This is a genomic window from Streptomyces sp. VNUA24 (assembly GCF_029167005.1).
In the GTDB taxonomy this organism is placed as follows: Bacteria; Actinomycetota; Actinomycetes; order Streptomycetales; family Streptomycetaceae; genus Streptomyces; species Streptomyces scabiei.
This window is the reverse complement of record NZ_CP119143.1, coordinates 5,512,738-5,537,748: the sequence shown is the minus strand read 5'-3', so window position 1 is coordinate 5,537,748 and position 25,011 is coordinate 5,512,738. Positions and strand designations below refer to the sequence as shown.

The following is a 25,011-nucleotide window of genomic DNA, read 5'->3' as shown; positions in this document are numbered from 1 at the left end:
GTCAGGCACCCGCCATCAGCGCGGTGTTGACCTGGTCGAGGAACTGCTTGGGGCTGCGGCTCTTCTCAGCGTCCGGTGGCATCGGTGTGCCGTACCGGTTCTCCAGTTCGCCCACGATGCCGAGCAGACCGAGCGAGTCGATGCCGATGACGTCGAAGCCGGACTCCATGCGCCGCTGGAGCTCCTCCGGGGTGACGGTGACCCCGGCGGCCTTCTTCATCAGCTCGGACAGCTCTTCCACGGTGATGCGGTCACTCATGCGGTTCTCCTTGGTGGTGCGTCGGTGGTGCGTCGGTGGTGCGTGGGGAGGGGTGGTCAGGAGGCGTCGCCGGGGCCGAGCCGCAGCACCAGCGCCGCGTTCGAGCCCATGAGGCCCCGGCTGAGGACCAGCGCCGTGCGCGGCTCGGCGGCGCGGGCGGTGCCGGTGACGAGGTCGAGGTCGTGGCAGACGTCGAAGACGTTCGGGGTGGGCGGGATCACCCGGTGCTCCATCGCGAGCACGGCCGCCGCGACGTCCAGGACGGCCGCCGCCCCGTTGCCCCGGCCGATGGCGGTCTTCGGCGCCGTGACGGGGACCCGGGTGCCGTGCGCGCCGAGGGCGTCCGCGATCGCCAGCGCCTCCGCCCGGTCCGCCTCCGGTACGCCGAGGGCGTCGGCGAAGACCACGTCGATCTCCTCCGGGGCGCAGCCGGCCTCGTCCAGGGCGGCCCGGATCGCCTCGGCGAGCCCCGCCCGCGACTCCTCCCAGCGGGAGGCGCCGGTGAAGGTGGCGGCGTGGCCCGCGACGAGGGCCCGTACGGGCGCGCCCCGCTCCCGGGCTGTGCCCTCCGCCTCCACGACGAGCATCGCGCCGCCCTCGGCGGGCACGAACCCGCAGGCCGCGGCGGTGAACGGCCGGTAGGCGCGGTCCGGGTCGGCCACGGTGCTCAGCTCCGGATAACCGAGCTGGCAGACCATCGAGTAGGGGGCGAGCGGCGCCTCGGTCGCGCCGGTCACCATCACGTCGGTGCCGCGCCGCACGGCCCGTGCCGCGTGCGCCACGGCGTCCAGACCGCCCGCCTCGTCGGAGGCGATGACCCCACAGGGGCCCTTGAAGCCGCGGCGGATGGAGATCTGGCCGGTGCTCGCCGCGTAGAACCAGGCGATGGACTGGTACGGACCGACGAAGCGGCTGCCCTTGGACCACAGCTGCTGCAGCTCCCGCTGCCCGAACTCGCCGCCGCCGGAGCCGGCCGCGGTGACCACGCCCACCGAGAACGGGGCCGCGTCGGTCTCGGGCCGGTCCAGGCGGGCGTCGTCGAGCGCCTGGTCGGCGGAGGCCATCGCGAAGTGCGTGAACCGGTCGGTCTGGACGAGGTAGCGCTCCTCGACCGCCGACGGCGGATCGAAGTTGCGGACCTCGCCCGCCACCTTGAGCGGCAGGTGCTCGCAGCCTTCGCGGGTGACCCGGTCCAGGACGCTGATGCCCTCCCGGGTCGACTTCCAGAACGTCTCGGTGCTCGTTCCGTTGGGCGCGACCACGCCGATTCCGGTGACGGCCGCGCGCCGAGGACGCCGTTCGCTCATCGTGTCTTCTCCCTCGGCAGGCTCATGACCACCGCGGACTGGAACCCGCCGAACCCGCTGCCCACGGAGAGCACGTTGGTCAGCTTCCGTTCGCGGGCGACGCGCGGGACGTAGTCCAGGTCGCACTCGGGGTCCGGGGTCTGGTAGTTCGCGGTGGGCGGGACGACCTGGTGGGCCAGGGCCAGCGCACAGGCGACGACCTCGATCGCCCCGATCGCGCCCAGCGAGTGGCCCACCATGGACTTGATGGAACTCATGGGCGTGTCGTAGGCGTGCGCGCCGAGCGTCCGTTTGACGGCGGCCGTCTCGTGCCGGTCGTTCTGCTTGGTGCCCGAGCCGTGCGCGTTGACGTAGTCGACGGCCGTACGGTCGAGCCGGGCGTGGTCGAGGGCGTCCTCGATGGCCCGCGCCATCTCCAGGCCCTCGCTGGTCAGACCGGTCATGTGGTAGGCGTTGCCGAAGGTGGCGTAGCCCCCGATCTCGCAGTAGATCCGCGCGCCCCTGGCCTTCGCGTGCTCCAGCTCCTCCAGGACGAGCACGGCGCCGCCCTCGCCCATGACGAAGCCGTTGCGGTCGGCGTCGAAGGGGCGCGAGGCGTGGGCCGGGTCGTCGTTGTCGGGGGAGGTGGCCTTGATCGCGTCGAAGCAGGCCATGGTGATCGGGGAGATCGGCGAGTCCGAGGCGCCGGCTATGCAGATGTCGGCCCGGCCCTCCTCGATGGTGTGGAAGGCGTACCCGACGGCGTCGAGTCCCGAGGTGCAGCCGGTGGAGACGGTCTGCACCGGCCCGCGTGCCTCGAAGCGCTCGGCGACCGTCGAGGCGAGAGTGCTCGGCGCGAACGCCCGGTGCAGATGCGCTCCGGCCTCCCGGTGGTCCACGTCCCAGCGCTGCCCGCCATGGCTGACCAGCACGTAGTCGTGCTCCAGCCGGGTGGTGCCGCCGACCGCGGTGCCCAGGGACACCCCGACCCGCCAGGGGTTCTCCGTGGCGAGGTCGAGGCCGGAGTCCTGTATCGCCTCCTCACCGGCCACCAGGGCGAACTGGATGTACCGGTCGCACCGGGCGATCTGCCCGGCGTCCAGTCCGTGGGCCGCCGGGTCGAAGTCGCACTCGGCGGCGATCCGCGAACGCAGCCCGGACGGGTCGAAGAAGGTGATGCCGCGTGTCGCCGTACGACCGTCGGCCAGCAGGTCCCAGAACGCCGGGACACCGATGCCGCCCGGAGCGACGATGCCTATGCCGGTGACCGCCACGCGCCTGGTCATGAGCGGACCTGGGGCCGCTCGGCCCGTCCGGCGTGGGCCGCCTCCACCGGGATCGGTACGCCGTTCGCGTCCTCGGTGTCGACGTGGCCGAGCGGCGGGCTCGGGGCCAGCGGGCCGAGGTGGAAGACCATGCGGGCCTCCACGTTGCCGACGTTGCGGAAGCGGTGCCGCATGTGGGCGGGGATCAACAGGCCCTGCTCCGGCTGGAGCGGGTGGGCCTCGCCGTCGAGGTCCACCTCCAGCTGTCCGCAGATGACGTAGATGAACTCCTCGGAGTACGGGTGGTAGTGCTCGGCGATGCGGTCGCCGGGCGCCACGATGGCCACACCCATGAAACCGCTGGTGGAGCCGACCGTGGAGGGGGTCAGCATGGCGCGCAGATCGCCGCCGCGCCGGGTGTTGGGCTCGACCTCGCTGACATCCACGATGCCGGGATGGCGATTGATCACGACGTTCCTCCGAACATGAGCTGCGTCGGGCGGGTGCGGGGGTCGGGGGCGCGTGCCGTGGACGGGCACGGCCCCCGGTGGCGGGGATCAGGCGTCGGGGGCCCGGCGGTCGGTGACGAGGTCCATGCGGGCGACCGTGAGCAGGCGGGCGGGGGCGCCCTCCCTGGGCGAGCCGTCCGCGCCGAGGGCGCCGCCGTCCAGGAGCGCCGTCAGCTCGGCCGCGCGGGCGCGGTCGGTGAGGCCGAGGACGGGGCCGGGGTCGTTGTCGATGCCGCCGCGCACGTCGACCAGCCGCACCACGATGTCGTCGCGCTGGAAGATCGTGCTGCGCAGCACCGGGCCCTGCGGGTCGTCCGCCGCCGCCTCGTCCTGCCGGGCGAGCAGTTCGGCCAGCTGCAGACCGCAGCCCTCACGGGCCGGGTAGTACAGCGCGTGCCGTACGGCGTCCGGGCTCTCCTGGCCTGCCGTCACATGGTGGACGGCGGGCAGTGCCGCGCGGGTGAAGAAGACCCGGGCGGAGTCGGGGTCGTCCAGGTCCCGGTCCTGCTCCAGATAGGGGTTGATGGCCTCCTCGACGGCCCGCACCTCGGGCTGCCGGGCCACGTGCCGCAGCGCGGCGAGCAGGTCGCCCCGCACCTCGACGGCGCGGACCACCCGGTTGCCGTGCATGAACAGGGAGGTGCGGCACAGGCGGGTGGTGTCGTCGACCTTCGGGTCCGGCGCGGCGTAGTCGGCGAGGATGCGGGCGACCTTCTCCTCGCTGCCCGGCTTGACCGTGAAGGTGAGCGCGTGCCGGATCAGGCCGTCGCCGATGCGGGGCGAGGTCTGCAGCCGGCGCTCGCCGGTCTCGGCCGCCACGGCCGGGCCGCCGGTCTCGCGGACGATGTGGAAGCGCAGGGAGCGGGTGTCGCGGACGCAGTTGTGCAGCGGCTTCACCATGTCCACGTGTTCCTCGCTGTTCACCCAGGTGAGGAACGGCGGGGCGGACTCCCACTCACTGGTGATCAGCCACTGGGAGGGGTTCTCGATGGACTGGCACAGCTGGTCGCTGACGTGCCCGGGGACCGACGCGACCTGGTTGCACAGCTGCTCGTACGCCTCCAGGAACTGCTGCTGGGCGCCGTCGTAGACGTCCACGAGGAGGACGACACGGAGCCGGGAGCCGTCGAAGACGGACTGGGAGACCCGCTGCGACACCTGTCGCTTCAGCGTCTCCGTAAGACGTTCGGACGTGGTGGTCATCCTGCGCACATCTCCTCGGTGGGGGGGCGGGGACGGACGAACGTCGGCCGGTTCGGCGAGACGTCGGCGTGCCTCGATCCTGGGCCCGCCCCTTCCGGCGCGCGACTCGTATGCACTGCGCGGGTGACCGGTCCGCCGCCCGGGTGACGGCGTCGCCGGGCGGCCGTACGGGGCGCCTACGGCGGTGGCGGTGGCGATGGCGGGGTCGGCGAGGGCCGGACGGCGCTTCGGGCGGGGCTGCGGCTGCTCCGCCCTGGCGAACGACGGGCGGGCCGGATACGGCCGGTCGGGCGGGCGGTCTTCGGTGGGCGGTCTGTGGCCTGCGGTTTTCCGCCGGCGACCGGCGACCGGCGGCTGGCGGCTGGCGGCCTGGGACCGACGGCCAGCGACCGGCGGCCGGTGGCCTGCGCCTGCGCCTGCGTCTGCGTCGGCGGTCGTTCGTCCCGGCGGCGGCGGCGGCGGTGGTGGGTGGGTTCGGTTTGCCCGAACTCCGGGGCCTACCCGTCGCCCTGGCTCTCCGGCACGCGACCTCCGCAGGGAGTCGACGTCTCGTCAGATGAGCGGTGAGGCAGTGAGGATGACGTGCAGTCAGTTCCCTATGCCGCCGCGCGCACGAAGAGGCCGGCCGGTCCCGAGTGTCCCCGGAGCCGGCCGGCCGTGTGAGGTGGCGTCAGTCCGTCGCCAGCAAGGTGGTCAGGGCCTCGCGCAGGGCGGACTCGGCGTCCGGGACGGCTCCCGGGGACCGCCACGCCACGAACCCGTCGGGGCGTACGAGGACGGCGCCGGAGGGAGTCGTCCCGTGGGCGGCCGCCCAGTCCCTCTCGCCCTCCGCGGTCAGCTCGGCGTCCGGTCCCGTGCCGAACCGGTACGAGGTCAGGGGGACGGACAGGGTCTCGGCGAGCCGGAGCGCGGCCGCGTGCCAGCCGTCGGCCCCGCCGGCGGTCGCGTCGCTGAGCAGGACGAGGGAGCGTTCGTACAGGTCCAGGGTGGAGATGCTGGCGCCCCGGTGGCGTACCGCCAGATGGGGGGCCCGGCTGCCGGGTTCGCCGGTCAGGTCGAGGCCCTCGGGGACGACCGGCGCGGTGGGGTCGGTGCCGAGGACGGCTCCCCGGGGGTAGCGGTAGCCGAGGGCCACGTTGAGGATCCCGCGCTGCGGGCCCCCGCCCCCGCCGACGCCCGGGGCCGGGGCGAAACCGGGGTGGCTGTGCTCGACCGAGCGGGCGGCGGCACGGGCGCTGGTGGCCTCCGCGACCGGGCGGCGCTCGGCGTCGTAGGAGTCCAGCAGAGCCTCACCGGCCCAGCCGCCGAGCACCGCCGCCAGCTTCCAGGCGAGGTTGTGCGCGTCCTGGATGCCGGTGTTGGAGCCGAAGGCCCCGGTGGGGGACATCTCGTGGGCGGAGTCGCCGGCCAGGAAGACGCGTCCCGACCGGTAGCCGCGGGCGACGCGCTGGGCCGCGTGCCAGGGGGCCTTGCCGGTGATCCGGACGTCGAGACCGGGGACCCCGACCGCGCGGCGGATGTGCTCGACGCACCGCTCCTCGGTGAACTCCTCCAGGGTTTCGCCGTGTTCGGGGTGCCAGGGCAGGTGGAAGACCCAGTTCTCCCGGTTGTCCACGGGCAGCAGCGCCCCGTCGGCGTCCGGGTTCGTCAGGTAGCAGACGATGAAGCGGCGCTCGCCCACGACCTCGGCGAGGTCGCGGGAGCGGAAGGTGACGCTGACGTTGTGGAACAGGTCGCCGGGGCCGCTCTGGCCGATGCCGAGCTGTTCGCGGACGGGGCTGCGGGGCCCGTCGGCGGCGATGAGGTACTGCGCGCGGACGGTGGTGTGCTCGCCCGTCTCCCGGCTCTTGACGACCGCGGTGACACCGGAGGCGTCGCTGTCGAACGACATCATCTCGGTGGAGTACCGCAGATCGCCGCCGAGCCGCCCGGCGTGCTCGAACAGCACCGGCTCCAGGTCGTTCTGGCTGCACAGACACCAGGAACTGGGGCTGAACCGGGCGAGGCCGCCGCCCGCGTCGATCTCCTTGAACAGCCACTCACCCGCGTCGCCGACCAGGGTGGGCGTCTGCAGGATGCCGTGGTTGCCGGCGAGCGTGGCGGCGGCCCGGCGGATGCCCTCCTCGACGCCGGCCGTCCGGAACACCTCCATCGTGCGGACGTTGTTGCCCCGGCCGCGCGGGTGGATGGAGGTGCCGGAGTGCCGCTCCACCAGCAGGTGGGGCACCCCGAGCCGGCCCAGGAACACCGAGGCCGACAGACCGACGAGGGACCCCCCGACGATCAGGACCGGGACCTCGTGGGTCGCGGTGCCGGTGGGACCGTTCCGGTCCGGGCTCTGTCTCATCGCGTTCATCGCTCCACTCCAGCGCGTCGTGTCCGCCGACTCGGCCGGATACGGCCGGGGGCTTCATCCATGCCCCGCGCCACGGGCCGGGGCCCAGGCTTCACCCGCTTAGGGGGCAGGCCCCGCCCGCCTCCGGTACGGTCCTCGCTCGGCCCCCGTCCGCTCAGGTACTCGGGTGCGGATGAGTACCTGTGCTCTGTCCGGCCGAGGGGCGCGCCGGGAGGCTGGGGGCATGAACCAGCGACTCCTGAGATCCGTCTCCTCCCTGCTGCCCGCCCTGGTGACGGCCGTGGCCTCCCTGACGTTGTGGGCCGCCTGGCTGGGCTGGGACCAGCAGTACGATCTGCACCCCGACGGCACGTCCACCGGCCCGTACGAGCCGTGGCAGGTGATCGGCCTGGTGCTGACCCTGCTGGTGCCGGTGGTCTGGGCGGCGTCCCGGCGGCACATCGCGGGCGCCGTCGTCGGCACCACGGCCGGTCTGGCCGTGGCCTCCTTCTACGACTGGTCGGACGACGCCAGCGGCCTCTTCGTCATCGGCGTCATGACGGTGACGGTGGGGACCGCCGCCGTGACCACCGGCCTGTCCTTCGTGGTCGCGGCCCTGTGGCCGCAGGCTCAGCCGCCGGCGCCGGCGCCGGTCACGACGTAGGCCTCGGGGTCGAACCGTGCCAGCCGCCGCCGCATCCGGCCCGTGGACCAGGGCCAGCTGAAGCTGTTGACGCCGTTGTCGTCGAGGTAGTAGCTGGAGCAGCCGCCCGCGTTGTAGACGGTGGACGGCAGCGCCTGCCGCACCTCGGCGTTGAACGCGGCCTGGACCTCGGGCCGTACGTCCATGCTGGTCAGGCCCGCCGACCGGGCGTGGCGCACCGCGCCCGCCACATAGGCGAGCTGGGCTTCGAGGACGGCGTAGGCGGAGGAGTGGCCGGTGCCGAGGTGCGGGCCGAGGAGGACGAACGCGTTGGGGAAGCCGGTGACGGTGGTGCCGAGATAGGCGTCCGGGCTGCCCTTCCAGTGGTCGTCCAGGGCGGCCCCGTCCGCGTCGAACACGCGGTGGGCGATGGGCATGTCGAGGATGTGGAAGCCGGTGCCGAGGATGATCGTGTCGACCTCCGCACGGCTGCCGTCCGAGCCGAGGACCCAGCTGCCCTCGACGGCCCGGACCGCCGTCGGGTGCACGGTGACGCCGGGCCTGGTCAGCGCCCGATAGTAGGTGTTGGAGAACAGCAGCCGCTTGCAGCCCGGGGTGTGGTCGGGGGTCAGCGCCCGGCGCAGCGCCGGGTCCTTGACGGCGGCCCGGAGGTGGAGCGTGCCGGCCTGCCGCACGGCCCGCAGGAGGGCCGGGTGGCGGAAGCCCACGCCGAGGGCCTCCAGTGCCGCGTACTCGGCCCGGCGCAGGGCCCGCCCGGCCGCGGGGAGGTTGCGCAGCAGCCATCGTTCGGCGCGCGGCACCGGGTGGTCGGGCTTGGGCAGCACCCACTGGGCGGTGCGCTGGAACAGGTGCAGCCGCTCGACCCGGGGCTGGATCTCGGGCACGAACTGCACGGCGGAGGCGCCGCTGCCGACGACGGCCACCCGGGCGCCGGTGAGGTCGTGGTCGTGGCGCCAGCGCGAGGAGTGGAAGACCTCGCCGGGGAAGCCGTCGAGGCCGGGCAGGTCGGGGAGCCGGGGTTCGTGCCAGGGCCCGGCCGCGGCTATCAGGAACCGGGCGGTGTAGCGGTCGCGGCTTGTCTCGACGTGCCAGCGGGCGTCGGCCCGGTTCCACTGGGCCCGGGTGACCTCGGTGCCGTAGCGGATGAGCGGGGTGACGCCGTACGCGTCCGCCGTGTCGCGGAGGTAGGCCCGGATCTCGGGCTGGCCCGCGAAGGCCCGCGTCCACTCGGGGTTGGGCGCGAAGGAGTACGAGTACAGGGCGGAGGGGACGTCGCAGGCGCAGCCCGGGTACGTGTTGTCGCGCCAGGTGCCGCCGAGGTCGTCCGCCTTCTCCAGGATCACCAGGTCGCGGACGCCCGCCTCGCGCAGTCTGATCGCCGCGCCGATGCCGGAGAGTCCGCTGCCGATGACCAGCGCCTCGACGTGCCGGGTCTCGCGGGTGACGGCAGCGGCGGCCGGGCTGCCGGTGGCGTCGGGGGTGCCGGGGCTGTCGGGGCTGTCGGGGGTTTCGGGCCGGGGCATCTCAGGCTCCTGTCCGGGCGGGGGCGGGGGCGGGGAGGGCGTCGGTGGCGTCGGTCGCGTCGGCATGGCCCACGGCGGCACGGACGAGGGCGCGGGTGGTGCGCAGGGCGGTCTCCAGGACCGCCGGGCGGCGGCGGGGGTCCATGAAGTTGCCGCCCATCACCTCCAGGTCGGCGGCGCCGGGTTCGATGCGGACGACCCGGGTCCCCGCCGCCCGCAGCGCGGCGCACTCCGCGTCGAGCGTGCGGGTCATGACCCGGCGCAGCAGCGCCTCCGCCCGGCCGAGGCCCCGGCGCGGTCCGGGGGAGCGCGAACTCATCGGCGCGACGACGTACACCTCGTCGAGCCCGCTCGGGACCAGCAGGTCGGCGGAGGCGGTGGAGAGGATGCCGCCGTCGGCGTACCGCCGGCCCCCGACGGTGACGGGCCGGTACCAGCCCGGCACCGCCCAGGACGCCCGGAGCGCGTCCCGCAGGGCGGTCGGCGGGGTGTCCGGGTGACCGAAGACGGTACGGCGGCCGGTGTCGAAGTCGGTGGCCACCAGCCAGGTCGCCGGATGCCGCACCCACCGGCCGGGTGGCGTCAGCGCGTCCGCGAGGGTCACCAGCCGGCGGTCGTCGCCGCGGCCCTGGGGCAGCAGGCCGGACAGCCCGGCCAGGACGGGAGCGGTGCGGCCCAGCGCGCGGCGGGCCAGGCGGGGCGATCCGAGGAAGGCCGCGGGCCGGGGCGGCAGCGCGCCGGGCGGGGCGGCGACGTGCTGGAGGAGTTCCGGGCGGGCGCCTTCCAGGCCCAGCTGCGCGGCCAGCAGCTCCGCCACGCCGACACCGGCACCGAGCAGCGCGGCGACCTCGGCCCCGGCGGAGGTCCCCACCAGGACGTCGGCGTCACGCGGGTCCCAGCCCGTGGCCCGCTGGAGCGAGTGCAGGGCGGCCGTCGTCCAGGCCGCGCCGAGTGTTCCTCCGCAGCCCAGCACCAGGCCCCGGGAGGGGGTCGTCCGGGCCGGGGTCGTTCGTGTGCTCGTCGCGGTCACTGAGGTCTCTCCGCCCATTCGGGATACCGACGAGATCCGGATACTAGCGGTATCCGAAAGCGGTGGACAGTCCGTGCCGGAGATAGGATCCGAGGGCCGGGAAGGTGCGCGACCGCGCCGGGTCCCCGAGAACCGCGCAGGACGGGAGAGGGAGCGAGACATGGCCCGCCTCAGCCGCGTCGAGAGCCAGGAACGCACGCGGGAGCGGCTGGTCGCCACCGCGCGGCAGCTGTTCCTCTCCCACGGCTACGCCGCCACCTCGCTCAGCGACGTCGCGGAGACGGCCGGCTTCTCCAAGGGAGCCGTCTACTCCAACTTCCGCGGCAAGGGCCATCTGTGCCTCGCCGCCCTCGACGACATCCGGGCCGAGCAGCTGGCGCTGCTCACGGACGCCGTCCTGGGCGGGGCCGGGATCGACGAGCGCCTGGCGGCCTTCGCCGGGTGGGCCGAGGCGCACATCGGCGACGAGGCGTGGACGACGCTGGAGGTCGAGTTCCTCACCAGCGCCCGGCACGACGCCGAGCTGCGGGACGAGATCACCGCGCGGGTCGGTGTGGTCCGCGAGGCGCTCGCCGAGCTGCTCGACGCGCTCGCCGCGGAACTGGGCGTCACTCCGGCGATGCCCGCGGACCGGGCCGCGGCGGCCCTGCTCAGCCTGGGCATCGGCCTCGGCGTCCAGCGCGTCGCCGACCCGACCGTCCCCACGGCCGTCCTGACCGAGACCCTGCGCCTGGTCCTGCGGATGGACGGGTCGGCCAGGGCCGGCTGATCACCCGGCCATCCGGCCATCCGGCCATCCGGCCACCCGGTCACCCGGCCACCCGGTCACCCGGCCACCTGATCTCCGGTCCCGGCGGGGCTGCTTCCGTTCCGGCGCTGGCCGCGGCGGCCCTGCTCGGTCTGGGTATCGGCCTCGGTGTCCAGCGGGTCGCCGACCCGACCGTCCCCATGGCAGTCCTGACCGAGACCCTGCGCCTGGTCCTGCGGATGGACGGCACGGCCACGGCCGGCTGATCACCCGGCCACCCGGCCACCCGGTCACCCGCCACCTGATCACCCGGCCACCCGACCATCCGGTCACCTGATCGCCGGTCCTGGCGGGGCCGCTTCCGTGGCTGGCCCCGGCTCGCCTCGTGGCCGACCGTCCCGGGTGCCGTCAGGCCCGCCCCCGTGACTCCGCCGCGCGGCGGGCCAGGGAGTCGAAGACCACCGCGATGAGCAGCACCCCGCCGGTGATCATGAACTGGACCGCCGGCTGGACCCCCAGCAGGGCCATGCCCGAGGCGATCGACTGGATGATGAGCACTCCCAGCAGCGCCGACCAGGTCGAGCCGCGCCCCCCGAACAGACTGGTGCCGCCGATGACGGCGGCGGCGATCGCGTTGATCAGCAGCATGCCGGAGCCCGGGACCTGGGTCGCCGAGGTGAGCCGGGAGGCGACGAACAGACCGCCGACCGCGGCCAGGGTCCCCGAGATCAGGAACACCGAGATCCGTACCCGCGAGACGTCGACGCCGGACCGCCGTGCCGCCTCCACACCGCTGCCCAGCGCGAGGACCTGCCTGCCGTACACCGTGCGGCGCAGCAGGAGGTCCGAGGCGACGATGACGGCGAGGAAGATCAGCAGCGCGAGCGGCAGCCCCTCGAACCGGTCCAGGACGAGGACCGTGGCGAACGCGACCGCCGCGAACAGCGCCGTACGCAACCAGATCTCGCCCTTCGCCCGGCAGGGCATCCCGGCGGCGGCGCGGCGCCGCCGGTCGCGTCGGCACAGCAGGAGGTACACGGCCGGGCCGAGCGCCGCCAGTGCGTAGGTGACCGCCGGGGAGCCGAACGACCGGGTGGTCAGCTCGGCGACCAGCCCGTCGTCGCTGAAGCTGATGGAGCTCTCCGGTCCCAGCAGGTAGAGCATCAGGCCGTTCCAGGCCAGCAGCCCCGCCAGGGTGACCACGAACGCCGGCACGCCGATCCGGGTGAAGACGAACCCGTGGAGGGCCCCGGCCGCGGCCCCGCAGCCCACCGCGACGAGCACGGCGAGCCCTTCCGGCATGCCCTGGTTCACGTTCAGCGCCGCGAACATGGCACCGGAGAGCCCGGCCAACGATCCCACCGAGAGATCGAGTTCGCCGATCAGCAGCACGAACACGACGCCGACGGCGACCATGCCGGTGCCGACGATCTCCACGCTGAGGACGGACAGGTTGCGCGGCGAGAGGAAGTTCTCGTTGAGGCTCTGGAAGACGGTCCAGGTCACGGCGAGCGCGAGCAGCGCCGGCACCGGACCCAGCCCGCCCGCGTGCACCCGGTGGCGCACGGCACGGGCGTACGCGCGGGGGCGGTCGCCGTACCACCGGCGCCCGCTCTCCCGCCGGTCCTCCGTCTCCCCGCCGTCCTCCCGGCCGCTCCCCCTCACGGCCATGTCTCCTCCGGGTCGGTGCTCCGATGGTCGGCGGTGTTGTCCACCGCGCCGGTGATGGAGGAGATGATCTGCTCCTGAGAGGTCGTGCTCACGTTGAACAGCCCGTTGTTGCGGCCGAGGCGCAGGACGGCGATCCGGTCGGCGACGGCCTTGATGTCCCCCATGTTGTGGCTGATGAGGAGCACTCCGGTGCCCCGGTCGCGCAGCTCCTCGATGAGGTCGAGGAGCTGGTTGGTCTGTTCCAGACCCAGCGAGGCGGTGGGTTCGTCGAGCAGCAGCAGGCGGGGCGCGCTGACGAAGGAGCGGGTGATCGCGACGACCTGGCGCTGTCCCCCGGACAGCGTGGCGAGCGGCACCCGCACGTCGGGGATGCGGATGGAGAGGGTGCGCAGCAGCTCACGGGTCCGGCGCTCCATCTCCACCTCGTCGAGGACGCCGTACCGGTGGATCTCCCGGCCGAGGAAGAGGTTGCCGACGACGTCGAGGTTTCCGCACATCGCCAGGTCCTGGTAGACGGCCGCGATGCCGAGGAGCTGGGCGTCCTGGGGGCGCCGGATCTGGACGGCCGCGCCCTCCCACTCGATCACCCCCTTGTCGGCGGGCCCGACCCCGGAGATCACCTTGACCAGGGTGGACTTCCCGGCCGCGTTGTCGCCCACGAGGGCGACCACCTCCCCGGCCCTGATCTCCAGCTCGACGTCCACCAGCGCCTGGACGGCGGCGAAGCGCTTGGACACGCCACGCAGGGCCAGCAAGGGCTGAACCACCGGACCACCTCCTGGATGCGGCTCACGGGCTGAGTCCGGCCTTGTCGCAGGCGGGCCGGAGCTTCGGGGTGCAGATCTGGGCGATGGTGTACATACCGTCCTTGACCAGAGTGTCCTCGATGTTCCCGGCCGTCACCGGGACCGACGGGAGCAGGACCGCGGGGATGTCCTGGTCGGTGGGGCTGTCCACGGTGCCGGTGGCGATGCGGTCGACGCTCTCGCCGCGCCCCAGCGCGACCGCCATCTCGGCGGCCGCGTCGGCCGCCGGCTCGAACGGCTTGTAGACGGTCATGTACTGGTCGCCCGCGACGATGCGCCGTACGGCCGCGAGGTCGGCGTCCTGTCCGGTGACGGGCGGTGGCGGCCGGACGCCGCTGGCGCCGAAGGCGGAGACCACGGCGCCGGCGAGGCTGTCGTTGGCGGCCAGGACGCCGTCGATGGCGTCCGCGCCGAGGGCGGAGATGGCGCCGCTCATGTTCACGTAGGCGTTCTCCGGACGCCATCCGACGGTGTCGTACGACTTGCCGATCTTCACCTTGCCCTCCAGGACGGAGAGCGCGCCGCGCTTGTACCAGCCGGCGTTGGGGTCGGTGGTGGCGCCGTTCATCATGACGATCTGCCCGCCGTCTGCCGCGGGGCCCATGGCCTTGAGGAGGGCCTCGCCCTGGAGCCTGCCGACGATCTCCCCGTCGAAGGTGACGTAGCCGGAGATGGGGCCCTGGGCGAGCCGGTCGTAGGCGACGACCGGGATGCCGGCCCGGTCCGCTGCCTCGACCGAGGAGCGCAGGGCCTTGGGGTCGACGGCGGCGACGATCAGCACGTCGACCCCCCGGGTGATCATGGCGTCGAGCTGCTGCCGCTGGACCGCCGGTTCCGCCGTGGCGGCGACGGTGGCCGCCGGGCAGCCCGGGCACAGCTCCTTCAGCCTCTTCTCGATCAGGGGTCTGTCGAACTGTCCGAAGCGGGAGGCTCCGCCGCCCGGGAGCAGGACACCGACGGTGAGGTCGTCCCCCTTGCTCCCGCCCGCACCGCCCTCGTCCCCGCCGCACGCCCCGGTCAGGACCAGGCCGACGGCGACCACGGCCGCCGCTGCCGCCCGGCTGAGGGACCTTCGCTTCACGGCCGACCGGCCGACACCGAGACCCATGTTCGGTTCCTTAGGAAGATTTGCCCGATCTTAACCCGCTATGGATGCCTTCCATCCAGCGTAGTCACGCGGCGGTCGGGGTCCAGTGCGGTGGGGTGCGGGGTGCGGGGTGCGGGGTGCGTCCCGGGGGGTGTGCGTCTCTGGGGGCTCGCCTCCGGCCACGGGGCGGGGGTGGCCGCGCGCGCCGACCGGGGGTGAGGTCGGGCGATGGGTTCTGCGAGGGGGCGGTCTCCCGTCGGGTGCGGCGGGCGGTTCGTCGGCACGCGGCACTCACGGCTGGGCGCACTCGGCGGGATCGGTGCACGCGGCGGGCGCGGCGGGCTGGGTGTGACTGGCTCGGCGGTCCGGGTGTGGCGGGTCCGGCGCGGGCCCGGCGTGACAACTCCCGTGCCTCGAAAGTCACTTCCGCTCCGGGCGGTTTCGCTCCGGTATGCCCCCTTCCGCTTCCCGTGTACATCCAAGGCCGCAGTACGTGCGTCTTACGAGGCAAGTCCCCTGCTCACAAGGGAAGTTCACCGCCACCGGAGGACCCGATGCAACGACGCCTCGTCATCTCGGCCATCACCACAGCCCTGTGCGGCACCACACTGGTCGGTACCGCCACATCCGCCTCGGCCGCACCCCAGGCCGTGGACTGCCGCAAGGTCAAGTGCGTCGCCCTCACCTTCGACGACGGCCCGGTGGCCGACACCCAGCGGCTCCTGCGCCTGCTGAAGGAGCGGGACGTCAAGGCGACCTTCTACGCCGTCGGCGTGAACGTCCAGAGAAACCCCTCGACGATGAAGACCGCGGCCCTCGCCGGTCACCAGATAGGCAACCACAGCTGGGACCACGCCGATCTGACCAGGCTCAGCGCCACCAAGATCAAGTCACAGCTGTCCCGTACGGACGCGGCGATCAAGCAGGCGACCGGCACGAAGCCCACCACGTTCCGCGCCCCCTACGGCGCTCACAACGCGGCGGTCCGCTCGGCCGCCGGGCGGCCGCTGGTGCACTGGAGCGTCGACACCCTCGACTGGAAGTACCGCGACTCCGCCCGGCTCATCAAGTACGTCAACGCGCAGACCAGACCCGGTGACATCGTCCTCATGCACGACATCCACCGGACGACGGTCGACGCCGTGCCCGGCATCATCAGAGCCCTCGCGGACCGCGGCTTCCACTTCGTGACCGTCGATCAGCTCTTCGCCCCGGCCAAGCTCCCCAACGGAAAGGTCACGTACCACAACCGCGCGGCCTATCGGCCGTGAACGTCAGCCGGCACCGGGCAGCGCACCGGAGACCGAGCCGTCGGGCGCCTCGTGCCCGGCGCGGCGGCGGTACTCGGCGTTGAGCCGCTGCGCCTCCTCCAGCTGGTCCTCCAGGATGACGATGCGGCACGCGGCCTCGATCGGGGTGCCGCGGTCGACGAGTTCGCGCGCTCGCGCGGCGATGCGCAGCTGGTAGCGGGAGTAGCGGCGGTGTCCGCCCTCCGAGCGCAGCGGCGTGATCAGCCGGGCCTCACCGAGGGCGCGCAGAAAGGCCGGGGTGGTGCCGAGCATCGCGGCCGCCCGCCCCATCGTGTACGCGGGGTAGTCGTCGTCGTCCAGGCGGTCGTGCAGGGGGCTGTCTGCCGTCATGTCACCTCGTAGTGCAACGCGTCGAGGGGCCCTGGCGCCGTACGGCACCAGGGCCCCGAAGGAAATTCAACACCATCTGTCGGCTCTCGTGCTGTGCCGACCTTCTGTTTCCGCTACCGGCCCTGTCGAAGGGGGGTGCGGGGATCGCGGCTGCTTGACCGGAGACCACCTTCCCATCCGGGGTCTTGCGGTACCCGGGCCGAGTGCTCCTCGGGCCGGGCGATCCTGATGGCGTCTCCTCCGTTCTTGCTCGTGTGCGGCGACCCTGCCGTTCCGTGTCCGGCAGGCCGCCAGTCCGTCTTGATGCGTCAGAGATTAGTCGCGCCGAAGGGCAATGTCTACAGTGACAAAGACAGATTTCAGCCGTCTGGAGGCACAGATTGTCTGTGACTCGTGGTGATGGGCGACCTGCGCTCCGTGGCTGGTTCGCCGGCTAGGTCATGGGCTGGTTCGTGGGCTGGTCCGTCCGCCGGTCCGCCCGCTCGGCGGTCCAGGTGATGAGGGGCGGCTCGACCCGGGCGCACAGGGGCCCGCCCCGGGAGTCGGTCAGACCGAGGCGTCCGACCAGCAGTCCGTCGCGCGCGGCGGCGGCGAGGACGTCGGCGGGGATCACGTCGAGCATCAGCTTGGCGCGGCGGAACATGGTGAAGGTGCCCGACTCGTCGACCGTGCCCCAGGACAGGTAGACGAACCGCCGTCCCAGCCGGTTCTGCACATGGGGCCCGCTGATCCCGGCGCCGGCCGGTGACGTGCCCGTGGTGCACTCCAGGGTCCAGGTGGCGGACGGGGCGTCGCCGGGCTGCGGGTCGAGGAGTTCGGCCGGACGGTCGCGGCGCTGCACCGCGACATGGAGGTTGTCGTACGCGGGGACCCTGCCGTCGGCGGAGGCGGGGCGGGTGCGGCCGGGGAGGTCGACGGCGTCGATGCGGATGCGCATGACGGCCATCATCCCGCCCGTCCTTCCTTCAGGACACCGCCATGGTCCCGTCCCGGCACCGCCGTAACGCGCCGACACACCACACGCCGGCCCGCCGCACGGCAGCGCACCGCACGCCCACCCGCCGCACGCCGGCCCGCCGCACGGCAGCGCGCCGCACGCCGGCCCGCCGCACGGCAGCGCACCGCACGCCCACCCGCCGCACGCCAGCCCGCCACACGGCAGCGCACCGCACGCCCACCCGCCGCACGCCAGCCCGCCACACGGCAGCGCACCGCACGCCAACCCGCCACACGCCAACGCACCAACACGGCGACTAAGAAGGCGAGTTGGCCGACGCGCCACCCGTGATGGGGAAATCGGCCAGATCGCGTCGTCCTGACGCGGACGCCGTGACCCATGCTGGACGTCACCGAGAACCGCACCCCGGTTCTCCACGGCGGACAGCGGGGGAAAGCGTTTGTGTGCTTTCCGTTGACACCCGGCACATCCGCTCCTAATGTCACGCCAATCTCGCCAAACTTCTGACCATGTGACGAGATTTCGAACGACGGGAAAGGCAAGTGCCCTGCGCAGCACCGGAGTCAGCACAGACGTGGCCGGGACGCCGTGGCACAGCCCCACCCCTGTCCAGGTGCACGCGGGCGGCGGGACCGCGACGGCCGAAGGGTCCCGGAGAGCCGACGCGTCCGGGCACCGGCCCGACCGAGGTGGCGGACGACGCGATCCGCGATGACCCGGCGCGTCCCGTACCCCCGCCCACCGGTGCCGAGGCGGAACCGCGAGGCCGCAGGGCGGACCCTCCGCGACCGGCGCCGCTCCGCCTGACGTTCGGTCCGTCTCGACGACGACAAGAAACAGGGAACGATCACCATGCCCAACCGAAGAGCCGCGCTCGCCACCCTCGCCGGAGCGGTCTCGCTCGCGCTCACCCTGTCCGCCTGCGGCGGCGAGACCAGCCAGAGCAGCTCCGAGCGCGGCACCATCGGTATCGCCATGCCGACGCGGGCCTCCGAGCGCTGGCTCACCGACGGCAAGAGCGTCGTCGAGGACCTCAAGGACAAGGGGTACAAGACCGAGCTGCTCTACGGTGAGGACAACCCGCAGACCCAGGTCGCGCAGATCGAGAAGCTGATCAAGCAGGGCGTCGACGCGCTGATCATCGCGGCGATCGACAACAAGTCGCTCAACGGCGCGCTCGAACAGGCCGCCGCCGCGAAGATCCCCGTGATCTCCTACGACCGCCTCATCCTCGGCACCAGGAACGTCGACTACTACGTCTCGTTCGACAACGAGCAGGTCGGCCGGCTGCAGGCCCGGCACATCATCGAGAAGCTCGGCCTGGAGGACGGCAAGGGCCCGTTCAACATCGAGCTGTTCGCCGGCTCGCCCGACGACAACAACACCAAGTTCTTCTTCGACGGCGCGATGCACCTGCTCCAGCCGTATCTGGACAACAAGCAGCTGGTGGTCAGGTCCGGCCTGACCGACATGGACAAGATCACCACCCTGCGCTGGGACGGCCCCACCGCCCAGAAGCGCATGACCCAGGTCCTCTCCCAGTCGTACAGGGACCGGCGGGTCGACGCGGTGCTGTCGCCGTACGACGGCATCTCGATCGGCGTCATCACCGCGCTGAAGGCCGCCGGTTACGGCACCGCCGCCAAGCCCCTGCCGGTCATCACCGGGCAGGACGCCGAACTGGCCTCGGTGAAGTCGATCATCGCGGACGAGCAGTCGCAGACCGTCTTCAAGGATCTCCGCCAACTCGCCGGCAGGGCCGCGAACATGGCCGACGACATCCTCAACGGGGAGACGCCGGAGCTGAACAACAGGAGGGCGTACAAGAACGGCGTCAAGGCCGTGCCCGCCTACCTGCTCCAGCCGATCAGCGTCGACAAGTCCAACTACGAGTACGTCCTGGCCGCGAGCGACCTCTACACGGAGGAGGAGCTCAAGTAGACCGGGGCCGAGTGACCCGGATCACGCCGGATCACGCCGGGAGTCCGCTCACTTCCGGCGCCTGCGCCGGTCATGACCGACGACACGTGCCGACACGTGCCGCCGGGCGCCGCGGGCGTGGCGCCCGGCGGGCCGACGGAAAGGACGCGACCGACATGACCGCACCCGTGAAGGGCCCCGCCGCCTACTTCCCCTCGATCGAGAAGAAGTACGGCCGCCCCGTCGCCGAGTGGAAGGACATGATCCGGGCCTCGCCGCTCACCAGGCACATGGAACTCGTCGCCTGGCTCAAGAGCGAGCACGGACTGGGCCACGGTCACGCCAACGCCCTCGTCGCCCACACGCTCGCCGAAGGGTGAGCGGGAGGCTCCGCCGCGCCGCCGTTCGCGTGGACCCGCGGGTGTGATGTCCTGGTATGCGGTCTTGGTGTGCCCGAGTGCGGGTACTCGTCACTCCGGACCGCCGACCGGATCACCGGGATCACCCGGACCGCGGTGGTCGGCGCACGCGGAGAGGGGCCACGGCATGCAGACCTTCCTGCCCTATCCCGATTTCCGGGCCTCGGCACAGGCCCTGGACCGCCGCCGGCTCGGCAAACAACGGGTCGAGGCGCTGCAGGTGCTGCGCGGGCTCGTCCGGCCCGGGTACGGGTGGCGGCGGCATCCGGCGGTGCGTATGTGGGCGGGCTACGAGGAGGCACTGGTCCGCTACGGGCTGGAGATCTGCGCGGTGTGGTGCGAGCAGGGCCACCGGGACACCTGCGCGGCCACCCTGGTCACCGATTTCACGGCCTTCCGGCCGGGCGCCACGACCCGTGACCAGGCGGGGCTGGCGGCCGCCGGGGAGCTGCCGCCCTGGCTCGGCGACGACGCCTTCCACCGCAGCCACCGTTCCGCGCTGCTGCGCAAGGACCCGGAGCTGTACGCGGGCTCCTTTCCCGATGTGCCGGACGACCTGCCGTACGTATGGCCGGCGTCCGACCGGGAAGCGGTCCCCCGCTGACCACCCGGTGCGGAAGTCACCCTTCGCGCGTCATGCCTTCTTCCTGCGGTGGAGCGCCTGCGGCCGGTGGACGGCCGTACGCCCGGACTTGTCGCTGCGGACCAGGTACTGAGGGTCCTCGGCGGAGGCGTCGACGGTGCGTCCGGCCGCCTCGGTCCTCTCGGTGATCTTCTTCTCGACCTCGCCCGCGGCCTCGGACCCGTGACTCTTCCACGCCACCCGGTCGCCCTTGCGCGGCTGTCGTTTCCCGGCCATACGGCACCTCCTGTCGGTCAGCTCGCGAGTGCCCCGGCGGAAGTGTCCGGAAACGACCCGCAGGATCCGTTTCGAACACATGGCTGGCGTACCGCAACCGCCATGGCCGAATATGTGTCTCACTCTCCACGCGACCCGGTCCCACGGGAGCGGGTGGAACGGCGGCGCACGGCGGCCTTGGGGGTGGAATGAACACATGGGCGGTGCCCGGATACACCGAGTCGCTCGAACTCGGGTCCGGGGCGAGCGGGCGGGTCGTCCTCGCCGTGCACGAGGAGACCGGTGTCCCGGTCGCGGTGAAGTACCTCAGCGAGCCCCTGCGCACCCGCCCGGGCTTCGTACGTGACTTCCGCGCCGAGGCGCGGCTGCTCGGCGGGCTCGACAGCCCGCACGTGACCGGCCTGTACGAGTACGTGGAGAGCCCGCACGGCGCCGCGATCGTGATGGAGCTGGTGGACGGCGTCTCCCTGCGGACGCTGCTCTCCCGGCAGGGCCCGCTCGACCCCGAGGCCGCGCTCGTCATCCTCAAGGGCTCGCTGCTCGGCCTCGCCGACGCGCACCGCGTCGGGGTCGTCCACCGCGACTACAAGCCGGAGAACGTCCTGGTCGTCCCCGACGGGGAGTCCAAGCTCGTCGACTTCGGGATCGCGGTGGACGCGGGCACCAGCGCCGGAGTGGCCGGAACGCCGTCCTACATGGCCCCGGAGCAGTGGACGGGCGCGCCCGCCTCGCCCGCCGCCGACGTGTACGCGGCCACGGCCACGTTCTTCGAGTGCCTGACGGGCCACAAGCCGTACGCGGGGGACAACCTCGCCGAACTCGCCCTGCAGCACATCGACGCGCCCGTTCCCGCGGGCGAGGTTCCCGAACCCCTGCGGGACCTGGTGCGGCGGGGGCTGGCCAAGGACCCGGAGGAGCGGCCCGCGGAGGTCGCGGCGTTCGTCACGGATCTGGAGGCGGCCGCCGGCGGCGCCTACGGGCCGTACTGGGAGGAGCGGGGCCGGAGCCGCCTCGCCGCGCTGGTGGCGCTGCTGCCCCTGCTGCTGCCCTCGGCCCGCGGCGGGCCGCGGAGCAGCACGGACACCGCCCGTACGGTGCTGAGCCAGGGGTCGGGCCGGGGCTGGGCACGGTCCTGGCGGCCCGGCCGGCCCGGGATGGTCGTGTCCGGTGCCGCCGCGCTCCTGGGCGTCCTCCTGACCTACGGCATCCAGTACGCCCCGGGAGCCGCCCCGCAGGAGGCGGCCCAGGCCCTGGCCACCACCAGCGCCGGACCCGGTGCGGACACGGCGGGGCCCACCGCCGAGCCCTCCTCCGGCTCCCCGTCCCCGTCGGCGTCCCCGACCGGGTCGGCGGACGCGTCGGCGTCACCGAGTCCGTCGCCCTCGGCGCCGACGGCCACCGACACGGGGGAGCCGTCGGCCACCGCCACCACGACCGGGGACCCGGTGACGACCCCGCCCGTGGACACGGAGAGCACGTCGGCGCCGACGACGCCGGCGCCTTCCACGCCCGCCGCCACGGCCGTCAAGGACGTCACGGTGTCGGCCTTCCGGCAGACGGGTCTCTCGACGGCCACGTCGACCGTGGAGATCACCGCGGACGGCACCGGGCCGGTCTCCGTCACCGTCTCGTTCTTCAAGGGCGACACCTTCGGACAGCTGGGTGCCGCGGACGGCGCGGCCCAGACCTTCCAGCGCACGGGAGCGACGCGGTACACGATCACCGTCGAGCACACCTTCGGACGCGGTGGCTGCTACTGGGCGGTCCAGGGCACGACCAGCCCCACCTCCGCCGACGGCGGCGCGTCGCAGCAGCTGCTGACCCGACAGTGCGAGATCCGGTGACCGCCCCGCCGAACGGCCCGTACCGGCCGCAGGACTGGCCCCCGGCGGCCACCGACGACCCGGAGCCGACCGAGGCACCGGACCCGGCAGGGGAGCAGGGGACCCCGGTCCGTCTCGGCCCGACCGGGGAGCAGGCGACGACCGTCCACCTCGATCCGGCCGACGACCACGGCGGCACTGTGGGTCTCGGTGGGGCGGGGGAGCAGGGCACCGTCCGTTTCGGTCCGGCCGATGAGCAGGGCACCGTTCGTCTCGGTGCGGCCGGGGAGCAGGGCACTGTCCGTCTCGATCCGGCTGGCGAGCACGGCGGCACTGTGGGTCTCGGTGGGGCCGGGGAGCAGGGCACCGTCCGTTTCGATCCGGCCGACGACCACGGCGGTACCGTGCGTCTCGGTCTCGCCGACGGGCGCGGAGCCACGGTCCGGCTCGGTGCGGGTGGGGAGCAGGGCACCCGTGTGCGTCTCGGCCCCGGCGACGAGCCGGGCGCGACCGTTCGTCTCGATCTGGCCGATGAGCAGGGCACCGAGCGTCTCGATCCGGCTGACCAGCAGGGCACCGTTCGTCTCGGTCCGGCCGATGAGCAGGGCACCGTTCGTCTCGATCCGGCCGGGGAGCGCGGCACCGTCCGTCTCGGTCCGGCCGATGAGCAGGGCACCGTCCGTTTCGATCCGGCCGGCGAGCACGGCGGTGCCGTGCGGCCAGGTGCAGCCGGGGAGCAAGGCGCCGTGCGTCTCGGTCCCGGTGACGGGCCGGGTGCGGTCGTCGATGGCGGTCCCGTCGACGAGCACGGCGCCACCGTTCGTCTCGACGGTCCCGTCGACGGCCGTCCCCCGGGCGGTGCATCCGCCTCCGACGACGCCGGATACAGCGCCACCGTGCTGGCCAGCCACTGGATCCAGCGGCCCGAGTCCGGTGACACGCTCGTCGAGGAGTTCCCGACGCGGCCCGCGGCCGGGCCCGGGACGATGCTCGTCACGGCGCCGGAGCCGGGGCCCACGCCGCCCGATCGTGTCGAGGGCACCCTGCTGCGCTTCGGCCCGGGGGTGACCCCCGAGGTCGCGCACCGCACCCACCGGACGCTGCCCGTGGTGCCACCGGTCCCCGTACCCCGGCGAAGACGGCTGCGCCGGCACGCCCTGCCCGCCCTGGTGCTGCTCTGCGTCCTCGCCCTCCTCGCCTGGCAGCGCCTCGGCCCCTCCGTCCAGGTGAGGACGGTGGCGGCCACGGTCGCGCCGAAGGTCCTGGGGTGCGACGGCACCGCGGACATCGTCGGGCTCGTCCGCACGAACGGGCGTCCGGGCACCCTCACCTACCGCTGGACCCGCAGCGACGGCACCTCCTCGGGCGTCCTGCGCGAAGTACTGGTCCGGGACCAGCGACAGGCACGCCTGCATCTGCTGTGGACGTTCCAGGGCAAGGGGCGCCAGGAAGCCCGCGCCCAGCTCCGCATCCTCTCCCCGTCCCGGCGGACGGTCTCCGTCCCGGTCACGTACGCCTGCTCCTGACGGGCCGAACCGGACCGCCCGAGGGCCCGCCGACCGGCGGGGTGACGACAGCCGACCGGCGGGTCAACTCCCGTGGGCTGACGGGTGGTTGGCCGGACACCTGCCTCGGCAACGTAGCCCCGGTGAGCGAGACCGAAAGCACCGAGAAACCGCCTCCGTCCTCCTTGCCCGCGCCCGCGTCGGCACCCGGGTCCGCGTCCGGCACGTTCGCGGAACGCGCCGCGCCGACGGCGCGGCTGGTCGCCGTGGACCTGGCCCGCGCACTGGCCGTGTTCGGAATGTTCGCCGTGCACGTGGGCCCCTTCCCGACGCCGGGGGGCGGCGTCGGCGACTGGTTCCTGAGCCTGGCGAGCGGCCGCGCCTCGGCGCTGTTCGCCACCCTCGCCGGGTTCTCCCTGACACTGATCGCGGGCCGCCCGGAACCGAGGACCGGCCTGGCCGGCCGGCAGGCGAGGGCCCGGATCGTGATCAGGGCCGGGGTCCTGCTGGTCCTGGGCGTCGCGCTGGCGACGACGAACTTCGGCGGGGCCGGCATCCTCAACTTCTACGCCGTGTACTTCCTGCTGGCCCTGCCCCTGCTGCGGTTGCGGGCCGGCACGCTCGCGGTCGTCGCCGTCGCGCTCGCGGTCGTCACGCCACAGCTGGCGTTCGCCCTGCGCGCGCTGCTCTCCGAGTCGCTCGTGCGCACCATCGACTCCTACGACCCGATCGCCCGCCTCTCCGGCGTCGGCGTGCTCGACCTGCTGCTCACCGGCCTCTACCCGGCGATCACCTGGATGACCTTCGTCGTCACCGGCATGGCGCTGGGGCGGCTGGACCTGGCCTCCGGCGCGGTACGGCGACGGCTGGCCGTGGTCGGTCCGGCGATGATCGCGTTCGGGTACGGCGTGTCCTGGCTGGTGCTGCGGGTGTCCGGCGGCGATCGGAAGATCATGTCCGGGATGCCCACCCCGGAGGAGTTCGAGGCCATGAAGGACGCCGGCGGAGCGTCGGCGTCCTTCGACATGCCGGTCGGCGGGGGACTGTGGGGCCCGGACGCGTGGGGGCTGCTGGCGGCCGAGCCGCACACCGGCTCCACGTTCGACCTGATCGGCAGCCTGGGCATCGCCATCACCGTGCTCCTGTGCCTGATGGTGGCCGTGGACCGGCTGCCGTGGCTGGGCCGGGCGGCGGCCCCGGTCATCGCCGTCGGCACCATGTCGCTGACCCTCTACGTGGGCCACATCCTGGTGATCCTCGCCCTCCCCGGCGAAGCGGCCGCCCCACCGGAGTCCGCCTCCACCCCGCTGCTGCTCTCGTTCATCGCCGGGGCCGTCCTGTTCGCGTCGGTCTGGTCCCGCTTCTTCCGCCGGGGCCCGCTGGAACACCTCCTCCACCGCGCCACCACCCTGGCGAAGTCCGTCCGCTGAGCCCGGCCCGGCCCGGCGCGAACGGGGCCGCGGACCGTGGTGGCCGCGGCCCCGCCCGGGCGTCGGGGACG

24 protein-coding genes are annotated in these 25,011 nt (G+C 73.2%); 9 read left to right on the top strand and 15 right to left on the bottom strand.

From position 1 onward, the window contains the following. Nucleotide 1: 1 nt before the first annotated feature. The 6 genes from PYR72_RS23575 to PYR72_RS23550 form a co-directional block, all read right to left on the bottom strand. Nucleotides 2-259, bottom strand: coding sequence for an acyl carrier protein (locus PYR72_RS23575; protein ID WP_005483381.1), 258 nt, complete (start codon nucleotides 257-259; stop codon nucleotides 2-4). A 56-nt stretch (nucleotides 260-315) separates the two neighbouring features. Beyond that, nucleotides 316-1,566: a beta-ketoacyl synthase N-terminal-like domain-containing protein gene (locus PYR72_RS23570; RefSeq protein ID WP_275457159.1), complete on the bottom strand. Its 1,251-nt coding sequence runs from the start codon at nucleotides 1,564-1,566 to the stop codon at nucleotides 316-318. Beyond that, nucleotides 1,563-2,831 (bottom strand): beta-ketoacyl-[acyl-carrier-protein] synthase family protein, encoded by a 1,269-nt coding sequence (locus PYR72_RS23565; RefSeq protein ID WP_275457158.1) that lies wholly within the window; start codon nucleotides 2,829-2,831, stop codon nucleotides 1,563-1,565. The genes PYR72_RS23570 and PYR72_RS23565 overlap by 4 nt, the downstream gene beginning before the upstream one ends. Beyond that, a complete protein-coding gene (locus PYR72_RS23560; protein ID WP_037723184.1) occupies nucleotides 2,828-3,280 on the bottom strand; it encodes a cupin domain-containing protein in 453 nt (150 codons plus the stop codon). The genes PYR72_RS23565 and PYR72_RS23560 overlap by 4 nt, the downstream gene beginning before the upstream one ends. Nucleotides 3,281-3,367: 87 nt before the next feature. Beyond that, entirely contained in the window at nucleotides 3,368-4,522 is a 1,155-nt protein-coding gene (locus PYR72_RS23555) for a SchA/CurD-like domain-containing protein (protein WP_013002008.1), read from the bottom strand. Nucleotides 4,523-5,192: 670 nt separating this feature from the next. Continuing rightward, nucleotides 5,193-6,869, bottom strand: a complete 1,677-nt coding sequence (locus tag PYR72_RS23550; protein ID WP_275460498.1) for an FAD-dependent monooxygenase — start codon at nucleotides 6,867-6,869, stop codon at nucleotides 5,193-5,195. A 232-nt stretch (nucleotides 6,870-7,101) separates the two neighbouring features. On the opposite strand from PYR72_RS23550, the gene PYR72_RS23545 reads away from it, so the two are divergent. Further along, nucleotides 7,102-7,521 carry a hypothetical protein gene (locus PYR72_RS23545; protein WP_275457157.1) on the top strand — a complete coding sequence of 140 codons (420 nt, stop codon included), beginning with the start codon at nucleotides 7,102-7,104 and terminating at the stop codon, nucleotides 7,519-7,521. Here the strand turns inward: PYR72_RS23545 and PYR72_RS23540 are convergent. Together PYR72_RS23540 and PYR72_RS23535 are read right to left on the bottom strand one after the other, a co-directional pair. Further along, the gene (locus PYR72_RS23540) at nucleotides 7,488-9,044 is read right to left on the bottom strand and encodes an NAD(P)/FAD-dependent oxidoreductase (protein ID WP_275457156.1); all 1,557 of its coding nucleotides are present in this window, start codon (nucleotides 9,042-9,044) and stop codon (nucleotides 7,488-7,490) included. The two genes, PYR72_RS23545 and PYR72_RS23540, sit on opposite strands and share 34 nt — an antisense overlap. A gap of 1 nt (nucleotide 9,045) precedes the next feature. Continuing rightward, nucleotides 9,046-10,074: a patatin-like phospholipase family protein gene (locus PYR72_RS23535; RefSeq protein WP_275457155.1), complete on the bottom strand. Its 1,029-nt coding sequence runs from the start codon at nucleotides 10,072-10,074 to the stop codon at nucleotides 9,046-9,048. A 160-nt stretch (nucleotides 10,075-10,234) separates the two neighbouring features. On the opposite strand from PYR72_RS23535, the gene PYR72_RS23530 reads away from it, so the two are divergent. Further along, complete coding sequence (locus tag PYR72_RS23530; RefSeq protein ID WP_275457154.1) at nucleotides 10,235-10,843, top strand: TetR/AcrR family transcriptional regulator; 609 nt, start codon at nucleotides 10,235-10,237, stop codon at nucleotides 10,841-10,843. A 387-nt stretch (nucleotides 10,844-11,230) separates the two neighbouring features. Here PYR72_RS23530 and PYR72_RS23525 read toward each other — a convergent pair whose 3' ends face one another. From PYR72_RS23525 to PYR72_RS23515, 3 genes are read right to left on the bottom strand one after another with little or no spacing between them, the layout of a single operon-like run. Continuing rightward, nucleotides 11,231-12,493, bottom strand: coding sequence for a sugar ABC transporter permease (locus PYR72_RS23525; protein ID WP_275457153.1), 1,263 nt, complete (start codon nucleotides 12,491-12,493; stop codon nucleotides 11,231-11,233). Continuing rightward, nucleotides 12,484-13,260, bottom strand: coding sequence for an ATP-binding cassette domain-containing protein (locus PYR72_RS23520; protein ID WP_275457152.1), 777 nt, complete (start codon nucleotides 13,258-13,260; stop codon nucleotides 12,484-12,486). Before PYR72_RS23520 ends, PYR72_RS23525 begins: the two co-directional genes overlap by 10 nt. A gap of 22 nt (nucleotides 13,261-13,282) precedes the next feature. Further along, nucleotides 13,283-14,407, bottom strand: coding sequence for a substrate-binding domain-containing protein (locus tag PYR72_RS23515; RefSeq protein WP_275457151.1), 1,125 nt, complete (start codon nucleotides 14,405-14,407; stop codon nucleotides 13,283-13,285). Between the two features lie 533 nt (nucleotides 14,408-14,940). Here PYR72_RS23515 and PYR72_RS23510 point away from each other — a divergent pair. Then, nucleotides 14,941-15,657 carry a polysaccharide deacetylase family protein gene (locus PYR72_RS23510; RefSeq protein WP_275457150.1) on the top strand — a complete coding sequence of 239 codons (717 nt, stop codon included), beginning with the start codon at nucleotides 14,941-14,943 and terminating at the stop codon, nucleotides 15,655-15,657. Between the two features lie 3 nt (nucleotides 15,658-15,660). Here PYR72_RS23510 and PYR72_RS23505 read toward each other — a convergent pair whose 3' ends face one another. Then, nucleotides 15,661-16,026, bottom strand: coding sequence for a helix-turn-helix domain-containing protein (locus tag PYR72_RS23505; RefSeq protein WP_275457149.1), 366 nt, complete (start codon nucleotides 16,024-16,026; stop codon nucleotides 15,661-15,663). A 433-nt stretch (nucleotides 16,027-16,459) separates the two neighbouring features. After that, nucleotides 16,460-16,963, bottom strand: a complete 504-nt coding sequence (locus PYR72_RS23500) for a DUF5990 family protein (protein WP_275457148.1) — start codon at nucleotides 16,961-16,963, stop codon at nucleotides 16,460-16,462. Nucleotides 16,964-17,836: 873 nt separating this feature from the next. Here PYR72_RS23500 and chvE point away from each other — a divergent pair. The 3 genes from chvE (at nucleotide 17,837) to PYR72_RS23485 (ending at nucleotide 19,927) form a co-directional block, all read left to right on the top strand. After that, a complete protein-coding gene (gene chvE / locus PYR72_RS23495; protein ID WP_275457147.1) occupies nucleotides 17,837-18,925 on the top strand; it encodes a multiple monosaccharide ABC transporter substrate-binding protein in 1,089 nt (362 codons plus the stop codon). Between the two features lie 155 nt (nucleotides 18,926-19,080). Next, on the top strand, nucleotides 19,081-19,284 hold the full coding sequence (locus PYR72_RS23490; RefSeq protein ID WP_275457146.1) for a DUF4287 domain-containing protein: 204 nt from the start codon (nucleotides 19,081-19,083) through the stop codon (nucleotides 19,282-19,284). Nucleotides 19,285-19,450: 166 nt separating this feature from the next. Beyond that, nucleotides 19,451-19,927: an MSMEG_6728 family protein gene (locus tag PYR72_RS23485; protein ID WP_275457145.1), complete on the top strand. Its 477-nt coding sequence runs from the start codon at nucleotides 19,451-19,453 to the stop codon at nucleotides 19,925-19,927. 30 nt (nucleotides 19,928-19,957) lie between these two features. Here the strand turns inward: PYR72_RS23485 and PYR72_RS23480 are convergent, their stop codons facing one another. Further along, nucleotides 19,958-20,182 carry a DUF2945 domain-containing protein gene (locus PYR72_RS23480; RefSeq protein ID WP_275457144.1) on the bottom strand — a complete coding sequence of 75 codons (225 nt, stop codon included), beginning with the start codon at nucleotides 20,180-20,182 and terminating at the stop codon, nucleotides 19,958-19,960. A 188-nt stretch (nucleotides 20,183-20,370) separates the two neighbouring features. Between PYR72_RS23480 and PYR72_RS23475 the strand changes: the two genes are divergently transcribed. Beyond that, nucleotides 20,371-22,026, top strand: coding sequence for a serine/threonine-protein kinase (locus PYR72_RS23475; RefSeq protein ID WP_275457143.1), 1,656 nt, complete (start codon nucleotides 20,371-20,373; stop codon nucleotides 22,024-22,026). Here PYR72_RS23475 and PYR72_RS23470 read toward each other — a convergent pair. Further along, on the bottom strand, nucleotides 21,936-22,814 hold the full coding sequence (locus PYR72_RS23470) for a hypothetical protein (RefSeq protein WP_275457142.1): 879 nt from the start codon (nucleotides 22,812-22,814) through the stop codon (nucleotides 21,936-21,938). The two genes, PYR72_RS23475 and PYR72_RS23470, sit on opposite strands and share 91 nt — an antisense overlap. A gap of 87 nt (nucleotides 22,815-22,901) precedes the next feature. Here PYR72_RS23470 and PYR72_RS23465 point away from each other — a divergent pair, with 87 nt between their 5' ends. Together PYR72_RS23465 and PYR72_RS23460 are read left to right on the top strand one after the other, a co-directional pair. Then, entirely contained in the window at nucleotides 22,902-23,531 is a 630-nt protein-coding gene (locus tag PYR72_RS23465) for a hypothetical protein (protein WP_275457141.1), read from the top strand. 122 nt (nucleotides 23,532-23,653) lie between these two features. Continuing rightward, a complete protein-coding gene (locus tag PYR72_RS23460; RefSeq protein WP_275457140.1) occupies nucleotides 23,654-24,940 on the top strand; it encodes a DUF418 domain-containing protein in 1,287 nt (428 codons plus the stop codon). The last annotated feature ends 71 nt before the right edge of the window (nucleotides 24,941-25,011 follow it).

Bases quoted from the DNA above. Each gene is read 5' to 3' on its own strand.
- PYR72_RS23575 (WP_005483381.1), bottom strand. From the start codon at position 259: ATGAGTGACCGCATCACCGTGGAAGAGCTGTCCGAGCTGATGAAGAAG.
- PYR72_RS23570 (WP_275457159.1), bottom strand. From the start codon at position 1,566: ATGAGCGAACGGCGTCCTCGGCGCGCGGCCGTCACCGGAATCGGCGTG.
- PYR72_RS23565 (WP_275457158.1), bottom strand. From the start codon at position 2,831: ATGACCAGGCGCGTGGCGGTCACCGGCATAGGCATCGTCGCTCCGGGC.
- PYR72_RS23555 (WP_013002008.1), bottom strand. From the start codon at position 4,522: ATGACCACCACGTCCGAACGTCTTACGGAGACGCTGAAGCGACAGGTG.
- PYR72_RS23550 (WP_275460498.1), bottom strand. From the start codon at position 6,869: ATGAGACAGAGCCCGGACCGGAACGGTCCCACCGGCACCGCGACCCAC.
- PYR72_RS23545 (WP_275457157.1), top strand. From the start codon at position 7,102: ATGAACCAGCGACTCCTGAGATCCGTCTCCTCCCTGCTGCCCGCCCTG.
- PYR72_RS23540 (WP_275457156.1), bottom strand. From the start codon at position 9,044: ATGCCCCGGCCCGAAACCCCCGACAGCCCCGACAGCCCCGGCACCCCC.
- PYR72_RS23530 (WP_275457154.1), top strand. From the start codon at position 10,235: ATGGCCCGCCTCAGCCGCGTCGAGAGCCAGGAACGCACGCGGGAGCGG.
- PYR72_RS23525 (WP_275457153.1), bottom strand. From the start codon at position 12,493: ATGGCCGTGAGGGGGAGCGGCCGGGAGGACGGCGGGGAGACGGAGGAC.
- PYR72_RS23515 (WP_275457151.1), bottom strand. From the start codon at position 14,407: ATGGGTCTCGGTGTCGGCCGGTCGGCCGTGAAGCGAAGGTCCCTCAGC.
- PYR72_RS23510 (WP_275457150.1), top strand. From the start codon at position 14,941: ATGCAACGACGCCTCGTCATCTCGGCCATCACCACAGCCCTGTGCGGC.
- PYR72_RS23505 (WP_275457149.1), bottom strand. From the start codon at position 16,026: ATGACGGCAGACAGCCCCCTGCACGACCGCCTGGACGACGACGACTAC.
- PYR72_RS23500 (WP_275457148.1), bottom strand. From the start codon at position 16,963: ATGCGCATCCGCATCGACGCCGTCGACCTCCCCGGCCGCACCCGCCCC.
- chvE (WP_275457147.1), top strand. From the start codon at position 17,837: ATGCCCAACCGAAGAGCCGCGCTCGCCACCCTCGCCGGAGCGGTCTCG.
- PYR72_RS23490 (WP_275457146.1), top strand. From the start codon at position 19,081: ATGACCGCACCCGTGAAGGGCCCCGCCGCCTACTTCCCCTCGATCGAG.
- PYR72_RS23485 (WP_275457145.1), top strand. From the start codon at position 19,451: ATGCAGACCTTCCTGCCCTATCCCGATTTCCGGGCCTCGGCACAGGCC.
- PYR72_RS23480 (WP_275457144.1), bottom strand. From the start codon at position 20,182: ATGGCCGGGAAACGACAGCCGCGCAAGGGCGACCGGGTGGCGTGGAAG.
- PYR72_RS23475 (WP_275457143.1), top strand. From the start codon at position 20,371: ATGAACACATGGGCGGTGCCCGGATACACCGAGTCGCTCGAACTCGGG.